At 50.8% G+C, this 17,541-nt stretch carries 12 protein-coding genes; all 12 read left to right on the top strand.

Annotation, left to right across the window (positions count from 1 at the left end; genetic code table 11):
- The first annotated feature begins 1 nt into the window (after position 1).
- The 12 genes from I2D94_RS10415 to I2D94_RS10470 all read left to right on the top strand — a co-directional run bounded on the left by I2D94_RS10415 (position 2) and on the right by I2D94_RS10470 (position 17,519).
- Complete coding sequence (locus tag I2D94_RS10415) at positions 2 to 2,497, top strand: LCP family protein (RefSeq protein WP_195396802.1); 2,496 nt, start codon at positions 2 to 4, stop codon at positions 2,495 to 2,497.
- Between the two features lie 155 nt (positions 2,498 to 2,652).
- On the top strand, positions 2,653 to 3,543 hold the full coding sequence (gene rfbA, locus I2D94_RS10420) for a glucose-1-phosphate thymidylyltransferase RfbA (protein ID WP_195396803.1): 891 nt from the start codon (positions 2,653 to 2,655) through the stop codon (positions 3,541 to 3,543).
- Positions 3,544 to 3,553: 10 nt separating this feature from the next.
- The gene (locus tag I2D94_RS10425; RefSeq protein WP_195396805.1) at positions 3,554 to 4,456 is read left to right on the top strand and encodes an NAD-dependent epimerase/dehydratase family protein; all 903 of its coding nucleotides are present in this window, start codon (positions 3,554 to 3,556) and stop codon (positions 4,454 to 4,456) included.
- Positions 4,453 to 5,475, top strand: coding sequence for a dTDP-glucose 4,6-dehydratase (gene rfbB / locus I2D94_RS10430; protein ID WP_195396807.1), 1,023 nt, complete (start codon positions 4,453 to 4,455; stop codon positions 5,473 to 5,475). Before I2D94_RS10425 ends, rfbB begins: the two co-directional genes overlap by 4 nt.
- A gap of 12 nt (positions 5,476 to 5,487) precedes the next feature.
- Positions 5,488 to 6,672: a UDP-galactopyranose mutase gene (glf, locus tag I2D94_RS10435; RefSeq protein ID WP_072686036.1), complete on the top strand. Its 1,185-nt coding sequence runs from the start codon at positions 5,488 to 5,490 to the stop codon at positions 6,670 to 6,672.
- Positions 6,673 to 6,904: 232 nt separating this feature from the next.
- Positions 6,905 to 8,359, top strand: a complete 1,455-nt coding sequence (locus I2D94_RS10440) for a polysaccharide biosynthesis C-terminal domain-containing protein (protein WP_072686038.1) — start codon at positions 6,905 to 6,907, stop codon at positions 8,357 to 8,359.
- Positions 8,352 to 9,329: a glycosyltransferase family 2 protein gene (locus tag I2D94_RS10445; protein ID WP_195396809.1), complete on the top strand. Its 978-nt coding sequence runs from the start codon at positions 8,352 to 8,354 to the stop codon at positions 9,327 to 9,329. Before I2D94_RS10440 ends, I2D94_RS10445 begins: the two co-directional genes overlap by 8 nt.
- A 32-nt stretch (positions 9,330 to 9,361) precedes the next feature.
- Positions 9,362 to 10,384 (top strand): glycosyltransferase family 2 protein, encoded by a 1,023-nt coding sequence (locus I2D94_RS10450; protein ID WP_195396811.1) that lies wholly within the window; start codon positions 9,362 to 9,364, stop codon positions 10,382 to 10,384.
- Positions 10,385 to 10,388: 4 nt separating this feature from the next.
- Entirely contained in the window at positions 10,389 to 12,914 is a 2,526-nt protein-coding gene (locus I2D94_RS10455; protein WP_195396813.1) for a YfhO family protein, read from the top strand.
- Positions 12,915 to 12,945: 31 nt separating this feature from the next.
- A complete protein-coding gene (locus tag I2D94_RS10460) occupies positions 12,946 to 13,905 on the top strand; it encodes a glycosyltransferase family 2 protein (protein WP_195396815.1) in 960 nt (319 codons plus the stop codon).
- 15 nt (positions 13,906 to 13,920) lie between these two features.
- Positions 13,921 to 15,465: a hypothetical protein gene (locus tag I2D94_RS10465; protein WP_195396817.1), complete on the top strand. Its 1,545-nt coding sequence runs from the start codon at positions 13,921 to 13,923 to the stop codon at positions 15,463 to 15,465.
- A complete protein-coding gene (locus tag I2D94_RS10470) occupies positions 15,462 to 17,519 on the top strand; it encodes a LamG-like jellyroll fold domain-containing protein (protein WP_195396819.1) in 2,058 nt (685 codons plus the stop codon). Before I2D94_RS10465 ends, I2D94_RS10470 begins: the two co-directional genes overlap by 4 nt.
- The last annotated feature ends 22 nt before the right edge of the window (positions 17,520 to 17,541 follow it).

Below are 17,541 nucleotides of genomic sequence, written 5' to 3' on the forward strand. Positions count from 1 at the left end.
TATGACGAAACAGAATAAAATGAGTAAACGTAAACTTTCCAACATTAATCTTGTTCTGGCTGCCATCGCGATTCTGACTGATATTTTGATGGTCTTAGGCATCCTCAACATTACGCGTTACAGTAACTTCAGCAAGTCGATCTTCGTCCTCATTAACGTTGTGATTCTGGTAATTCTGCTGGTATTAAACGGCTTAATTGCTTACAACGCCTATGCGATGAAAAAGAGTATTCTCTATGTGACGATCGGCGTCTTGGTGATTGCGTTTTTATCCGGTGGTGCGTTAACCTATATTACGACCCGGGTAAACAAAAATATTGATAAGATTATCAACACGGGGACAACCAGTGAAAAAGTTGAAGTTTCCTTTGTTGTTTACAGTGAAAATGGAAATTTCACGGTCAATGATATTAATGATCTTGAAGGCAAGACCTTCGGTATCTTATCGAATACGGAAGAACAAGTCGGCTATATTCTTCCTAAGAAAGAATTAGAAGCGAAAAAAATCAATGTTACTTATCACGAATATGACGATTACAACAGTATGTTGATGGGACTGTTCGGTGGGGAGATTGACGCGGCAGCCCTGCCAAGCAACTATGTTGCGATGTTTGAAGTGAATGATGGATACAGTGAGTTCTTAGACAATACTAAAGCAATTTTGACTTTTGATAAGAACATTACAGTAACAACGGAATCCGGTTCGGATAAAGATATTACAAAAGAACCATTTACAGTGTTGATCATCGGTACCGATGAACAACGTTCTGACGCCTTAATGCTGGCTTCTTTCAATCCGCTTAGCATGCAGGTAACTCTGACCTCGATCGCTCGTGACAGCTATGTGCCGATCGCCTGTTATGCAGGGAAATCAGAAGATAAGATCACGCACGCCCGTGTCCGCAGCCGTCAGTGTACGATTGACACTGTTGAAGATCTGATGGATATCGATATTGACTTTTATTTTGAAAGTAACTTTGCAGGTGTCGTTGAGATGGTTGATGCTTTAGGTGGTATCATCATTACGAATCCGTACGAATTTGTAGGTCAGAGATCCGATGCTCGTGGGAAGATGACGGTCTGGGTTCCGGCTGGAACTAACCGATTAAACGGTGAACAGGCGCTGGCCTATGCTCGTGAACGTCATCTGTACGCTAACGGTGATTTTCAGCGGCAGGCGAATCAGCAGCAGGTCATTCAGGCAATTTTAACGGAAGCCATGAAACTGACTGACGTGAATAAGGCATTAAAAGTATTGGATGCGGCCGGAGATAATGTTTCTACGAACTTTACTGTAGATCAGCTGATCAGCTTATTTAATTATTCGATTAAGAAGATGAATCGCAGTTACGTCAAAAACGCTAACGTTATTAATATGGTAGGTTCTCGTGTAACCGGCTATGGATCTTCGAAATGGAATGAAAGCATGCAGCTGAATCTGTACATTTATCGTGTATATCAGGGATCGATTACGGATAACCGCAATGCAATCTTAAGAAATATTAACTTGGATTCTAAGATCGACGCGCCGAAAGCAATTTCGTTTAGTGCAAACTGGGTCTTCACAGCACCGACGTTATCGAATGAAACGTATTCAGAGCCGATTATTCATGATGAGGCTCCAGATACTGTGATTAACTTCAGCGGAAAACTATTGTCAGACGTACAGGCTTGGGCTTCTACTCGAGGGATTACAGTTAATGTCACCAAGGTCCATCAAGGTGAAGAAGGCTATGTTGATTCCTATCCGGAAAATATGGTTATCGCCCAAAGTGTCCGCGCTGGTATCAAGACGGAAAATGTAACGGAAATTACGGTCAGCGTTATTACGCATGAAGGGGCAACGAAGAATTGTCCTGCGAATTCCTACTATGATTCAGGTAAAAACGCCTGCGTCTGTGAGAATGGATATTATGCTAAGAATGATTCTGATTTGAACACCGGAGGTGCAGGATGTATTGCAAATCCGACAACGACACCTACGGTAACTCCTACAGTAACTCCAACAACAACCCCGACAACAACGCCAACCACTGATTCTACAACTAAACCAACGACGGATCCAACGAATAAGCCTCATGAACATACTTGGGGAGAATGGATCATTGATCAAGAGGCAACTTGTGACGCTCCGGGTAAAAAACATCGAGTATGCACACAAGATCCTGAACACACAGAAACCGAAGTCATTGCACAATTAACGGGAGATAGTTGTAAAGCACATGAACATGCGTGGACGGAAACTGGACGGCAGGATGCCACTTGTGATGCGGACGGTTATATTAATTACACTTGTACTTGTGGTCAAACAAAACAAGATGTGATTCCAAAGAGAACGGATTGTGAAGCTTCTCCCGACCCAACAACGGATACTTCAGATGGATCTGAAGACGGAAATAATGAAGGTGGGGAACAGACTCAAAACCCGGAAAATCCACCTACAGGTTTTATCTTCCCGAACCGATTCTTCAATCTATTCTCAAAACTCTTTAAGTAATTAAATCAAAAGAAGGCTGATGTATTCGGTCTTCTTTTCTTTATGCGTCACCGAAAGTGAATCGCTGAACTACTTTCAGAATTCAATGAATGAATGGTATTCAATGCTTAACTATGATAAAATAATGAGGAATTAAAGAGTTTGGGAGGAAATCCATGAAAGGAATTATTCTTGCAGGAGGCAGCGGCACCCGTTTGTATCCCCTGACGAAAGTCACATCCAAACAACTGCTGCCCGTCTATGATAAACCGATGATCTATTATCCCCTGTCGACGCTGATGCTGGCAGGAATCCGCGATATTCTGATCATCTCCACACCCCAGGATCTGCCCAATTTCGAACGCCTGCTGGGCGACGGAAGCCAGTTTGGAATTCAGCTATCCTATAAAGTTCAGCCATCGCCCGACGGTTTGGCGCAAGCTTTCGTTCTAGGCGAAGAATTTATCGGTGACGAGGATGTCTGCCTGATTTTGGGAGATAATATATTCCATGGCAACCACTTCAGCGAGATGCTGGAAAGAGCCAAAAATAACAAAGGCCGCGCAACGATCTTCGGACAATACGTTCCAGATCCTGAACGATTCGGTGTCGTTGAATTCGATAAAACCGGAAAAGTCCTTTCTCTGGAAGAAAAACCGGAAACTCCGAAATCCAATTATGCCGTTGTCGGCCTCTATTTCTACGACAACCGCGTCGTTGAATACGCCAAGAACCTGAAGCCTTCAGCCCGCGGCGAATACGAAATTACCGACCTGAACAAAGTCTATCTGGAAAAAGGCGAAATTGACTGCGTCGTTTTTGGCCGCGGCTTTGCCTGGCTGGATACCGGGACGATCAGTTCGCTCGCCCAGGCCAGCAACTTTGTCAAAACCATCGAGGAAGTTCAGGGAATCAAGATCTCAGTTCCTGAAGAAATCGCTTTCTACAATCACTGGATTGACACCGACCAACTTTTGGCTTCCGCCGCTTCTTATGGGAAATCCCCTTATGGTGAGCACTTAAGAACGGTCGCTTCCGGAAATTTTGTCACCAGCTACAACAAATAAAGGAGTCGCAATGAAAATCATACTATTAGGCTGCGGCTATTTAGGCTACAATCTCGCTTCTCTGCTGAGTCAGAAAGCAGAAACCGAAATCATCGGATTACCCAGCCCCTACACGCCGCTGTGTTCCAACTTTAAAGAAATCAACGCCTTTTCGGCTAAAGATCTCGATCAAGTCGATTTTGAAGACGCTGTCGTCATCGATACCATTTCGCTGCTTGCCAACAACGCCCGCAGTGAGGATGAGGAAAAAACACTTCGCGGAGTTGAAGAAAAATACGAATTTCTGTTATGTCAGCTGAAGCAGCGCGGCGCGCGGCTGTTCATCTTTATGTCATCGGGGGGCACGGTCTACGGCAATGCCGCAGAACCGATCTGCGAAGACGCGCCGCTGCATCCGATCACCCTTTACGCCCGAAGCAAGACCCGCTGCGAACAGGTGATTCGCCAATCCGGTCTGCCTTATCTGATCCTGCGTCTCGCTAATCCTTACGGCGGACATCAGACAACGGATAAGAAACAAGGCGTTATCCCGATCCTGATCGAAAAAGCACTGAGCCACGAAGCCTTTGAAATGTGGGCTTCTCCGCACAGCAGCCGCGATTACATTTATATCGAAGACTTTGCCCGGGCGATCCAGCTGCTTCTTGAACATCAAATCCAGAATGAAATCGTCAACGTTGCTTCGCAAACAGCGACCAGCCTGACGGAGATCCTGGATGAAGTGCAGGAAAAAACCGGCCAGGTGATCGAGATCCGGCATGTCAACAGCGAAGTCCCGGTTGTCGATCAGATTGTCCTCAATATTAAAAAACTGAAACGTCTGACCGGCTTCACAATTCAGACGACGATTCAGGAAGGCATTGCCAAAGAAATCAAACGGATAAAAAAAGAACAAGGGGGAATTCGTAAATGAAGTTTTTAGTCACAGGCGGAGCTGGTTTTATCGGCGGCAATTTCGCTCACTACATGGTTAATACCTATCCGGAAGACCAGATCGTCGTATTAGACCTTCTGACCTACGCCGGCAATCTGGAAACCCTGGAGCCGATCATGGAAAAGCCGAATTTTAAATTTGTTAAAGGCGATATCCGCGACCGCGAGTTTATCGATCACTTGTTTGCCGAAGAAAAATTCGACATGGTCGTTAACTTTGCCGCGGAAACTCATGTCGACCGTTCTGTAGAGGATCCAGAGGTCTTCATCACGACCAATATTCTCGGCACTCAGGTCTTGATGGACGCCTGCCGCAAATACGGCATCCAGCGTTACCATCAGGTCTCGACCGACGAAGTCTACGGCGATCTGCCGTTAGATCGTCCGGATCTGTTCTTCACCGAGGAAACGCCGATCCATACCTCCAGCCCTTACAGTGCGGCCAAGGCCGGCGCCGATCTGTTAGTTCAGGCCTATCACCGCACATTTAAGCTGCCGGTAACGATTTCCCGCTGCTCTAACAACTATGGCCCTTATCATTTTCCTGAAAAGCTGATCCCCTTAATGATCAGCCGCGCGCTGGCCGATGAAAGTCTGCCGGTGTATGGCGATGGAATGAACGTGCGCGACTGGCTGCACGTCTACGATCACTGCACGGCGATTGATCTGATTCTGCGCAAGGGCCGCGTAGGCGAAGTCTACAACATCGGCGGCCATAATGAAAAGACCAATCTGGAAGTTGTGAAGACGATTCTCGCCGCTTTGAATAAGCCGGAATCACTGATCCACTTCGTCAAGGACCGCCCGGGTCATGATCTGCGCTATGCGATGGATCCGACTAAAATTGAAACGGAACTCGGCTGGAAGCCTAAATATACGTTTGAGACCGGGATTCCGCAGACCATCGACTGGTATCTGACGCACCGCGACTGGTGGGAGCACATCCTGCAGGGCGACTATCAGAACTACTACAAAACCATGTATAAGGACAGACTGTAAAAGGAGATCGGAATGAAACCAGAAGTTATTGTTATCGGCGCGGGCTTTGCCGGCAGCGTCATCGCGGAACGCTTTGCCCATGTTGCGGGCAAACGTGTGCTCGTCCTGGAAAAACGCGCCCATGTCGGCGGCAACATGTACGACTATATCGATGAAAACGGCGTGCGCCGTCACGAATACGGCCCGCATATCTTCCATACCCATTCCCGCGAGGTCGTCGATTACCTCTCCCAGTTTACAGACTGGTATCCTTATCAGCATCGCGTACTCGGCCACATTAACGGCGTCGTTGCACCGATTCCATTCAATCTGACAACGATTGAACGCTCGTTCCCCAAAGAAAAAGCTGAGCGTTTAAAAACATTGCTGATCAACGAATATGGGATGGAAAAGAAGGTGCCGATCCTGCAGCTGCGCGCCAATGCCAATCCGGAAATTAACGAGCTGGCGGAATACATCTACGAACATGTCTTCAAATACTACACGATGAAACAATGGGGACAGACGCCGGTAGAAATCGATCCGGCGGTCACCGGCCGCGTTCCCGTTCATATTTCCTATGACGACCGCTATTTCCAGGATACCTATCAGATGATGCCGGCGCATGGATTTACCGGAATCTTTGAAAACATGCTGAAAAATGAAAAGATCGAAGTCCGCCTGAAGACCGACGCGAAGTCATGTCTGAAGGTCGATTTGGAAAACAAGCAGATTCTGTTTGAAGGCGAAGTCTTCCAGGGGCCGGTGATCTTCACCGGTGCGATCGACGATCTGCTTGACTATCCGTTAGGCGAGCTGCCGTACCGTTCGCTGGAATTTGATATTCAGAGCCATCCGCATACCTACCAGGAAGCGGCGACCGTCAACTATCCGACCCCGGCCCAGCAAAACGCGTTTACCCGCATCACGGAATACAAACTCCTGATGCAGGCGGATCAGCAGCCGGAAGCGACGACCATCGCTGTCGAATACCCGCTGACTTACCATCACGATGGGGAAACCGGGAACATCCCGTACTACCCGATCGCCAAAGAAGAATGCCGCCGTCAGTATCAGGCGTATTGCGAGCTGATCCGCGGGATCGACAATCTTCATCTCTTAGGCCGTTTGGCAGAATATCAATACTACAACATGGACGCGATCGTTGCGAAAGCCTTACAAATGTTCAACAAATTAAACGAAACCTCGCACTCTTAGCAAAGGAAGAACGGGTGACGGAAATTCGCTGAACGAAAGCGTTGAGCACGAATCTTTTCGGGGATAGACGATGAAACAGAGTCGCTGAACGAGATCTCAGGCAGCATTGGCCTGTCTTGATGCATGATCGATCCCCTCATCCAAAGGCTCGGAAAAAAACAAGAAACAGGGAAACTGCGTTAACAATTCGCAGTTTTCTTCTATTCATGCTATACTAAATAAAGGTGATTTTATGGATAAAAAGATACTGCAAAACTATTTCTATAATATTTTATATCAACTGTTAGTCGTTTTGGCGCCGATGATTACGGTGCCGTATGTGACCCGGACGCTGGGCGCGACGATGCTGGGCATCAGCGACTGGACCGGCAGCAATGTTCAGTGGTTTGTGCTGTTTGGAATCATGGGCGTTTCGATCTACGGCAACCGGGAGATCGCGCGCGTCCGCGATGATCAGACCAAGATGTCAAAGACGTTCTTCGAGATCTTCACAATGCAGTTTTTGAGCATGTGCGCCTCTACGCTCGTTTATTTCCTCTACTTGTTTACCGTGCAGGACAGCGTGCGCCTGTATGCGACGATCCAGACGATTTCGCTGTTGTCAGTCGCCCTGGATATCACCTGGTTTTTCTATGGCGTCGAGGATTTCAAAACAGCTTCGATCCGCAACATGATCATCAAGATCCTGGGGATTATCCTGATCTTTGCATTCGTAAAGAAACCTTCTGATCTGGCGCTGTTCATCGTGATCAACGCCGGCTCCGGCGTGCTGGGCCAGCTGATCATGTGGACCCAGCTGAAGCAATATGTCAAGTGGACGCCGATTCATTTCAAAGATGTGCTCAAGCATTTCAAACCCAATCTCATGCTTTTCATCCCGCAGATTGCGACCAGCGTTTATACAATGCTGGATGTTTCGATGTTAGGCTACTTATACGCCGACGTCAGTCACGTCAGCTTTTATAACCAGGCCCAGCGGTTCATTAAGATGTTCCTGTTTTTCATCACGTCGATCGGCAGCGTCATGCTGCCGCGGATTGCCAACATCCATGCCAAGGGTCAGGATGAGGAAGTGCTGCGGTTTTTGCGCACGACGTTAAGGATGGCGCTGTATCTGGCCATTCCGATGATCGCCGGAATCATCTCGCTGATTCCTTATTTTATCGGCTGGTTCCTCGACGACACTTATCAGATCGTGACGCCGCTGATCATCTTTACGACGCCGATCATCCTGTTTATTTCCCTCAGCAACGTCTTTGGTACGCAATACCTTCTGCCGATCGGCCGGACGAAGGAATATACCCGCTCGGTGATCCTCGGCGCTCTGACGAATTTCTGCCTGAATGCCTTACTGATGCCGAAGTTCGGCGCTTTCGGCGCGATCACCGGGTCAGTCATCGCCGAGTTGATGGTGACGTTCACGCAATGGCTGTCAATCCGCGGTCAGCTGGATCTGGGTTTTCGCGTAAGAGAAGTGACGAAGTATGTCATCGCTTCGCTTGTCATGATGCTTCCCGTCCATTTCATCGGGGAAGCGATGGGTCCGCGATTTACGACCAATCTCATTCAGATCGCCGCCGGCGTCATCGTGTATTTTGGCCTGCTGACGCTGATGAAGGATGATTTTCACATGAATCTGATTCATAAAGTGTTAAACCATCGCAAAGGAGAAGCCGCCCATGAGTAAAGTCAGCGTTGTCGTTCCGGTTTATAACGTCGAAGATTATCTGGAAAAATGCCTGGATTCCTTAATCCATCAGACGCTTGAGGAGATTGAGATTCTCTGCGTCGACGATGGATCGACCGATCATTCCAATGAACTGCTCTACATCTATAAGAACCGTGATCCGCGGATTCAGGTGCTGGAAAAACCTAATGGCGGATTGTCCGACGCGCGCAACTATGGCATGAAATTTGCCACGGCGCCGTATATCCTGTTTGTGGATTCCGATGATTTCCTTGAACCGCAGGCACTTGAAAAAGCGGCGGCGAAGCTGGATGAAACCGGTGCGGATCTCGTGATTTTCGATGTTTATCAATATTTTATGAAAACGCAGACCAAGGAAGTGATTGCCAACCGCTATTCCGGCGACCGCGTTTATACGCTGAAAGAAAATCCGGAAATGATCACGCGCATCCTTAACGCCGCCTGGAACAAGATGTACCGGCGCTCGCTGTTTAAGGACAACGGCATCACTTACCCGTTCGGTTATCTGTACGAGGATCTGGGGACAACTTATAAGCTCCTGTTGAAAGCCAGGTCGATTGCGTTTGTCAATGAGCCGTTGTACGACTACCTCGCTGACCGCCCGGGCAATATCACCCAATCCTTTAATCAGAAGGCCTATCACATCCTGACGATGGCTGAGGAAACGATGAATTACTACCGGCAGGAAGGCGTCTACGACCAATACTATGAAGAACTGAAGTATCTGGCCTGCGTCAACATCATCGAAAACCTGAAGAAGACCCGCACGGTTAAAGACCGGAAGCTGGTCGACGAATACATCGACGCCTGTTTCGCGTTCATTCACAAGAATTTTCCGGACTATCCGGAGTGTAAATACCCGATCAACCGCCAGAAAAACGACTGGATCTACATGCGTCCGCAGGTGCTGAAAGGCTATCTGCGCACCCGCAATCTGATCCGCCGGTAAAGCTGGATCGTGAAGTAAAGGAGAAACTGACCATGAGTAAAGTTACGATTATCGTGCCGATTTACAATGTTGAGGAATACGTCGCCAAGTGTCTGGATTCCTTGCTGCGGCAAACCTATTCCGACTATGTGATCTACGCCGTCAACGACGGATCGCCGAAAAACGAACAGCCGATCATCGACCGCTACGCTGCGGCGTATCCGGAGAAAGTCGTCGCTATCCGCAAGGAAAACGGCGGCTATGGTTCCGTTTTGGAAATGGCAATCGCACGGCTGGATTCGGAATATTTTCTCGTCTGCGATCCGGATGATTACTTAGCGGACGACGCGCTGGAAACCCTGGTCGGCTTGGCGGATGCCAACCAGGCGGATCTGGTGATCGGCGCTAAGAATTTCATTTATTCCGACAGCGATGAACAGAAGTACGATCCAGCCTACAACACGAAATTTACGACGCTGCAGCCGGGCCAGGGGTATGTAAAGGGCACACCGGAATTTGAGAATCTGTTATTTGTAGATCCCTCGCCGCACGCCAAGCTGTACCGACGTTCCCTGGCGGCGAATATTCAGTTTCCGCATAAAATCGGCTATACCGATAACCTGTTGTTTTACATCAGTCTGTTAAACGCTGAGAAAGTCGTCTATACCGACAAAGCGCTGGCGTATTATCTGATCGACCGGGCCGGCAACACGATGACCGATCTGAAGCCGCAGGTGATCGACGCGCACGCCCAGGTGTTCTCCACGATTCTGGATCAGGCGGAGCGCTGCGCTGCGGTTCCAGCGTTGTTTTATTACCGGATTTTTGAAGCCTATAAATTCTCATTTTATCAGCTGCGCCGGATCAAGGGCACACCGGCGGAAAAACTGGAACATGCCGAAGTTCTGTACCGGCTGGTTGAAAAGCTGATGCCTCACCGGGCCGCGATCCTGGAAGGGATGGCGCGCTTCGGCTACACCGGCAGCCGCGAGCGGATGAAGGATAAGCTGGTTCTGACGGCGGGGATTTCGCATCCGGTTTACCGCCGCTGGGTGAAATCCTTCGTTAAGGAGTAACGGAATGCGCCGACTGAGATCCATCCGCCGGCCGTTTTTCGCGTTTCTGGGCGCAGCCGTCCTGCTTTGCGGAATTTTCGCGGCGCTGGGCTTCGTTCCATTTGGCGGCCGTTCGCTTTTGATCAACGACCTGAACATTCAATATGTCGAATATTTGAAATATCTGCATACGGTCGTCACCGGGCAGAACAGCCTGACTTATGCGCAGGCGGCGGGCATGGGCGGCAGCTTCATCCCGATTTTTTCCTACTACTGCTCCAGTCCGCTGCAGCTGCTTCTGGCCTTGCTGCCTAACGATGCCATTTTGCTTTCCGTCAGTCTGGCGACCCTTCTGAAGCTGAGCCTGAGCTGCGGGACAATGATGTTCTATCTGGAGGATCGTTTTGGTCCGCGCCGGGTTCATGGCTTGTTCGCGCTGAGTTACGCACTGAGCGGCGCAGCGCTGGCGTATTCTCAATGTTTAATGTGGCTGGACGGTTTAATCTGGCTGCCGATGGTGCTGAGTGGTGTTGAACAGATCCTGCGGGGGAAATCGGCCAAGGGATTTACGCTGGCGGTAGCGGCCAGCGTGTTTTCCAATTACTACACGGCGATCATGGGTCTGATGTTCGCCTGTCTGATGGCGTTGACGCGCTATTTCAGTGAGGACCAACACGCGGTTTCATTTTGGACAGTCTTGAAGAAGGGCATACTCGGCATGGCGATCGGCCTGGCTTGCAACGGCTGGCTGCTGATGCCCAGCTTCTTATCTGTGATCAACAACCGGCTTGCCCAGCCCGCAGAGGCGCTGCCGCTTTTCAGCTTCGCCCGGCTGGCAGGATTGAACAATGCGTTTCCAGGTGTGCCGGCTGTGACGCTGGGGCAGGAGATCACGTTTGATTACGCCGGATTGTTGTGTCTGATCCTCGTCTTTTCTTCATTTTTCCAGCGGCTGCGATCAAACCGGAAGAAGCTCGTCGATGGTCTGACGCTGCTTTTCTTTGCGGCGTCGGTGTTCTTCACGCCGTTGTATAAGCTCTGGCATTTTCTGTCGATGCCCTATGGTTTCCCAACGCGGTTCAGCTTTGTGATCGTGTTCTGGCTGATCGCCGCGGCGGCGGACGCGTGGGACACGCGCGACAAGAAGTCGCTGGTCTGCGGGGCGTTTGTAGTCTTGCTTCTGTTGGTCGCGAACGGAACGATGACGCTGCCGGCCAAGCTGATTACCGCCGGGTTCATCGCGGGGATCACGGCGCTGCTGTGTCTGGGGTTTCAGAAAGTGCTGGCGGTCACCGTCGCCGCCGAGCTGACTTTCGCTGGCGCGGCCACATTCATTTCACTGGATCGGGATAACGTCTATGACGGCTATGCCTCGGCCCAGACGGTGCTGGATTACCAAAACGAAGTGCGGACCGCCCTGGCAAGCTTTGCGTCTGAGCCGGGCTATCGGATTGAAAATCTGTCAGCGCGCAATCAAAACGAAGGGCTGGGCTATAACTACCCGAGCATCTCACATTACTCGTCAACCTACGATAAGAAGGTCAGCGATTTCCTCGAACATTACGGCGTCAGCCACCGGATGTTCGGCAGTACCTATCACGGCACGACGCTGGCGCTCGACGCATTTCTGGGCATTCGCTATGTGCTGCGGGAAAAAGGCGCCGTTCACGTTCAGGTCCAGACCGATCATTACCGGAAAATTGCGGAGACTGAAACCTTCGAGGTGCTGGAAAATCCCTACGCGCTGCCGCTGGGATTTGTCATTGACGATCATGATGAGACGCCGGTGCCTCAGACCTATTCGATTGCCGCGCAAAACGAGCTGGTCCGGCTGTGCGGCGGGGAACCGCTGATCACGCGGCTGGATGATCCCGATCTGTTTGTGTGGGATGGGGATGAATTGAGCCGCTCGCCGCTGATTGTGGCGAAACGGCCGGAGGCGGAAACCTCGGTTGCAATCTACACCCAATCCTTGAATGAGGAAGATCCGCTCTATCTTCAGCTGCCTTTTGAAACGGATGAAACATGGTTTCAGCTGTGGATCGATCAGAACTATGCCCAAGACGAGCATACCGGGATCGATGCGGGCGCGTTATATCTGGGCGCCTATCCGCCGGGACAGGATATCCTGATTCAGCTGGTTGTGCGCGATCAGCTGCTGCGCTTAACCCGGGCCGAGGTTTATTCCCTGGACATCTCGGCGTTAGCGCAATGGACACAGAAGCTGCAGAAGCAGGCGGCGCAGGACATTCAGATTCACGGCGCAACGATTACGATGCACGTTCAGGCGGAAGCGGGGCAGCGGCTGCTGACAACGGTTCCCTATGATAAAGGCTGGCATGCGGAAATCGACGGACAGCCGGCGGCGATTACGCCGTTTCAGAACACGTTCATCGAACTGCCGCTGAGTGAGGGAACCCATGAAATCAAGCTTGTTTTCCGTCCCCGCGGACTGACGCTGGGTCTGGTGATCACCGCCGGTGGCATCCTGACAGCGCTGGCCTGCGCGGGGGCAGAACGAAAAAAACGAACTGTGAAGTCACGATTATGATATACTTATTTCATCAGACAGGAGGAACGCTGTGGAACCCAAAATTACTGTGATTGTGCCCGTTTACAACGTGGAAAAATACTTGCCGGAATGTCTTGATTCGTTAGCCGGCCAGACCTATAAAAACTTGCAGGTGCTGGTGGTCAACGATGGTTCGACCGATTCCTCCCCGCAGATTATTGAAGACTATGTGCGTCGGTTTCCGGATCGTTTCGCGCAGTTGAATAAACCCAACGGCGGGTTGTCGGACGCCCGCAATTTCGCGATCGGCAAGGCCGAGGGCGAATGGATTGCCTTCCTTGACAGCGACGACTGGGCCGATCCTGAGTATTACGCGAAAATGGCGGAAGTCATGGTGCGGGGCGCGGACGTCGTGGTCAGCGATATCGAATATTTTTATGAAAACGGCCAGCCGTCCTGGATCATGCTGGGACTGAATCCGCATGTCTTCGACAGTCCGGTAAAGCAGGCGTTTCTATCGCCGATGTTCGCCTGGAACAAGCTCTACCGCGCGGACTTTTTCACCCAGAAGCATTACCGCTACCCGTTGGGTACCTGGTATGAGGATATCCCAGTCACGATGCCGATCTTCGCGCAATCCCAAACGATCGGAATTCAGCACGAGGCGCGGATTCATTACCGCCAGCGGGAAGGTTCGATCATGTCCGTCACTAAGAGCGAGCGGCTGAAAGAAATCTTTCCGGTCATGAAGCAGGTCCGCGAACAGTTTGCGGAAATGGGCCTCAGCGAACGGTATCACGATGAGCTGGAATATTTACATATTGAGCATCTGCGTCTGTACGGCATGTTCCGCTTTCTGCGCTCGCCGCTAACCAACGAGCTGAAAGCGATGAGCGACGCCGTGATGGCGGAATTTTACCCAAACTGGAAAAAGAATCCCTACATCCGCAATTTAGGCTGGAAGGATCAGCTGTTTTTGAAAACCTTCGGCAGTCTGACGCTGCCGCTCTACAAACACGTGATTCATTAAGATTAGGAGGAGCTTATGCGCACAAAATATTCATTTTACAATTTTTTGGTGAGCCTGATCACCAGCGTCGCTCTTCCGATTTTCGGATTTATCAAGGTGCGGATGTTCATCGACCTGTACGGCAGCGACCTCAACGGTCTGCAGCTGACGATCATGAACGTCATCACCTTTCTGAATGTCTTTGAGCTGAGCTATTCGCTGGCCTTCCGCCAGCTGTTGTTTAAGCCGCTGGCCGAGAACGACCAGGATCGGGTGCTGTCGATCTATAACGGCGCCGTCAAGGTGTTCCGTTTTACCGGCATGGCGGTCTTGGTTGTCGGCGCGCTGACCGCGCTGTTGTTCCCGATGTTCGCCGAATCACCGCTGGGCTACGGCGAAACGGTGACGATGTTTTTAATCCTTTGTGTTCCTTTTGGTTTGTCTTATTTTCTGATGGGACCGAATTTTGTCATCATCGCCGATCAAAAGGAATACAAAATCAACATCTGGATCCAGACGATCGCCATTTTGCGGATGGTGCTGATGGTCGGCGTCATCCTGCTGAAGCTGCCGTATATTTATATCTTCTTGATCGAGGGCTTGCAGGTGTTCATCGCCAACTTCATCGCCCGCCGGATCGCTTTGAAAAACTATCCGTGGCTGAAGGAAAGCAAGCAGCTGCCCTATGACGACGCGTTCCAGAAAAACGCCAAGTACACGATTATCCAGCGCCTCTCGACGCTGGCCACTAACAACACGGACAACCTGGTGATCACCTTTTTTATGGGCTACACGATGACCAGCGTCTATGGCTCTTACAGCTATCTGACCGAGTCGGTGTCCAAGATCATCAACTCCGCGATCACCTCGCCGATCAACAGCTTCGGCAACCTGTTCAACGATTCCGGCGCGGATTCCTACAGCGTTTTCACGGAGTTCTTTAACTTCGCCGTGTATATCGCCTCGATCATCGGCGTGTGCATCTTCGTTGTGATCGGACGGTTCGTTTTGATCTGGATGAAGATGCGGCCGGAGTATTCGGTGACGATTCTGATTGCCTTCCTGTTTGCGATCAATATTTTCTACATGACGATGCGCGAGCCGATCATCATCTGCCGCGACGCCAACGGTTTGTTCAAAGACGCGAAAAACAATGCTTATTTACTGGCGATTTCCAAGGTCGTCCTGTCGATTGCGCTGATCCAGCCGTTAGGGATCGCAGGCGTGCTGGCAGCGACGATGCTGACGAACTGGACTGTTGATTTCTTATACAATCCGGTTCTGGTCTATAAAAAAGTGTTCCATCTGAATCCGCTGCGCTATTACAAGATGGTGTTTACCCGGCTGGGTGTAGCGATCCTGATCGGCGCTGCGGCGTATGCCGGCTGGCAGACCCAGCAGGCGTTTGTGACGTCCTCGACCTTGCATTTTTTGATGGGGTGTGTTGTCCTGGGACTGATCGTGTTTGTTGTCTTTACGATTGTTTACTGGTTCTCCTACGCCTCCTTCCGCAAACTGATCCAGCGCGGCTGGCGTTTAATCCGGCATAAGATGAACAAGAACAAAGAGGTGCAGGCATGAAAAAAATGATTCAGTGGCTGTGCGGCTTTTGTCTGTTAGCGGGGTTGCTGGGCGGCTGTCATACCAAGTTTATTCAGGATCAGGTGGAGATCTACGCACCGGAGGATCCGGAGCTGTTCAGCACCGCGGGAATCGACGCGCAGGGCTATCGCCTGGATGCGCAGACGGAACATCGGATTCAGTCGCAGATTCTGCGCAGTTCCAAGAGCTTTACGATTTCGTTCTGGTTTAAACCGGAAGCGAACTTTGAGTGGACGACGCTGCTTTCGATGGGTCGCGACGACCGGCATGTGATGCAGCTGGCGACTTCCGGCAATCCAACCGGCGAGCGCTGCGGACTGAATTATTCGATTCAGTCGGGAAACAAAGCGTACCGGGTTATCTCCGAGAAAGAAGCGACGGTTGAAACCGGCATCTATAACCATATCGTGCTGACCCAGGAGGGCAACACGGTCACATTGTATATCAACGGCGAGGAAACCGCGTCGGGCAATGTGGCCAAGCAGGTGAAACAGCTGCGGACAGACGAGCTGATCCTTGGCAAAAGTTTGATCTACAACGACCCGCAGGCGGAAGGCACGTTCCAGAATTTCCAGATTATCAACCAGGCCTGGACCGCCGAGGAGGTCCTGGCGGAGTTTGACCGTTTCTATCCAAAAGCTGTGCTGGATACGTTCCATTTCAGCAATCAGGACGATCTGACCGACAATCTCTGGTTTGCCGAGAATCCGGTGCGCGATCTGTATTTCAGCTGGTCCAGCGATAAGCCGGAGATCATCACTGATCAAGGCAAGCTGACAAAACCGACGGCGGCGCAGGGCGATCAGGAAGTGACGATCACCGCGAAGGTGGAACATAAAGGGCAGACCTTTACCAAGGACTTCAAATTTGCGGTGCTGGCGGATTCGCCGAAGACGCGTTTAAAGCGCGATCGGATCGCCGTGAATAACGATTTCCAGCCGCTGATGAACGAAAACGACGTGCTGCCGGCTGCGGCGGAAAATGGCTCAGGGCTTGAATGGACAGTGCTGTCCGGCGGGATTGAGCTGCAGGAAAACCGAATCGTTAAAACCACGGCTTCGGAAAAGGTTAACGCCCGGCTGCGGGTTACAATCCGGCAGGGAGAGCTGAGCGAAACAATCGAACGCGATGTCGTCGTACTCGACGCGTTTACCGGGTATGTGCTTTCCTATTTTAACGGCGAGCTGGGCGAGGAGCGCGGCAAGCTGGCTTACAGCCGCGACGGGCTGCATTGGACTGATCTGAATCGGGGGGAAGCCGTGCTGAGCTCTGAGCTGGGCAACGGCCGGATCCGTGATCCGTTTATCGGCCGGGATCGAGATGGAAATTTTGTGCTGCTGGCAACGGAGGGATTTGACAATCCGGATATTTATCTCTGGCGCAGTTCGGATTTAGTGACGTTTACCGATCATCAGCTGGTGCCGGTTTCACTGTGGGATCCGTTTTTAAAGATGAGCGGGACCCGTGCCTGGGCTCCGGAAATGAGCTACGACCCGCAGCAGGATCTGTATTACATTTATTTCTCCGATCCGACAGAGAAGGATGAAAGCGCGCTGTATTATGTGACAACGCGGGATTTCGAACATTACAGCTATCCGGGCAATTTCTTTAAACCGGGCTATACCGTGATCGACGGAACGGTGCTGCAGACACAGGGAAAATACTGGCTGTTCTATAAGGATGAACGAAAAGCGGCGCAGACGATTTATTACGCGTCGACGGACGCGCTGTCCAAGCTGTTCGGCGAAGCCTATGATCAGGAATTCCTGTTTCCGCTGCGGTTTATGGAAGGTCCGTTCGTCTTCCCAGTCAACGGCGAAGATCAATATTACCTGTACGAGGACTATTACCCGTACGGAACCTTCCATGTCGCGCAGTTCTCAACGCTGGGCGAAGACAGTGATCTGCGCTGGCTGGAAGAATCGGAATATACGCTGCCGAATGAGGATGTCCGACATGGATCGGCCACGCCGGTGACGGAGCAGGAATTGCAGCGGCTGCTTCAAGCCTATCCGCCAGCTCTGATCGATTAAAATGAAAAAAGTCAGGAAGAGA

The sequence above is a fragment of the Holdemania sp. 1001302B_160321_E10 genome, from assembly GCF_015552275.1.
Classification (GTDB): Bacteria; Bacillota_I; Bacilli_A; order Erysipelotrichales; family Erysipelotrichaceae; genus Holdemania.

What these genes read in the sequence shown, in the direction of transcription:
- I2D94_RS10440 (WP_072686038.1), top strand. Translation starts at nt 6,905, where the DNA reads ATGGATAAAAAGATACTGCAAAACTATTTCTATAATATTTTATATCAA.
- I2D94_RS10425 (WP_195396805.1), top strand. Translation starts at nt 3,554, where the DNA reads ATGAAAATCATACTATTAGGCTGCGGCTATTTAGGCTACAATCTCGCT.
- I2D94_RS10415 (WP_195396802.1), top strand. Translation starts at nt 2, where the DNA reads ATGACGAAACAGAATAAAATGAGTAAACGTAAACTTTCCAACATTAAT.
- glf (WP_072686036.1), top strand. Translation starts at nt 5,488, where the DNA reads ATGAAACCAGAAGTTATTGTTATCGGCGCGGGCTTTGCCGGCAGCGTC.
- I2D94_RS10470 (WP_195396819.1), top strand. Translation starts at nt 15,462, where the DNA reads ATGAAAAAAATGATTCAGTGGCTGTGCGGCTTTTGTCTGTTAGCGGGG.
- I2D94_RS10465 (WP_195396817.1), top strand. Translation starts at nt 13,921, where the DNA reads ATGCGCACAAAATATTCATTTTACAATTTTTTGGTGAGCCTGATCACC.
- I2D94_RS10455 (WP_195396813.1), top strand. Translation starts at nt 10,389, where the DNA reads ATGCGCCGACTGAGATCCATCCGCCGGCCGTTTTTCGCGTTTCTGGGC.
- rfbB (WP_195396807.1), top strand. Translation starts at nt 4,453, where the DNA reads ATGAAGTTTTTAGTCACAGGCGGAGCTGGTTTTATCGGCGGCAATTTC.
- rfbA (WP_195396803.1), top strand. Translation starts at nt 2,653, where the DNA reads ATGAAAGGAATTATTCTTGCAGGAGGCAGCGGCACCCGTTTGTATCCC.
- I2D94_RS10450 (WP_195396811.1), top strand. Translation starts at nt 9,362, where the DNA reads ATGAGTAAAGTTACGATTATCGTGCCGATTTACAATGTTGAGGAATAC.
- I2D94_RS10445 (WP_195396809.1), top strand. Translation starts at nt 8,352, where the DNA reads ATGAGTAAAGTCAGCGTTGTCGTTCCGGTTTATAACGTCGAAGATTAT.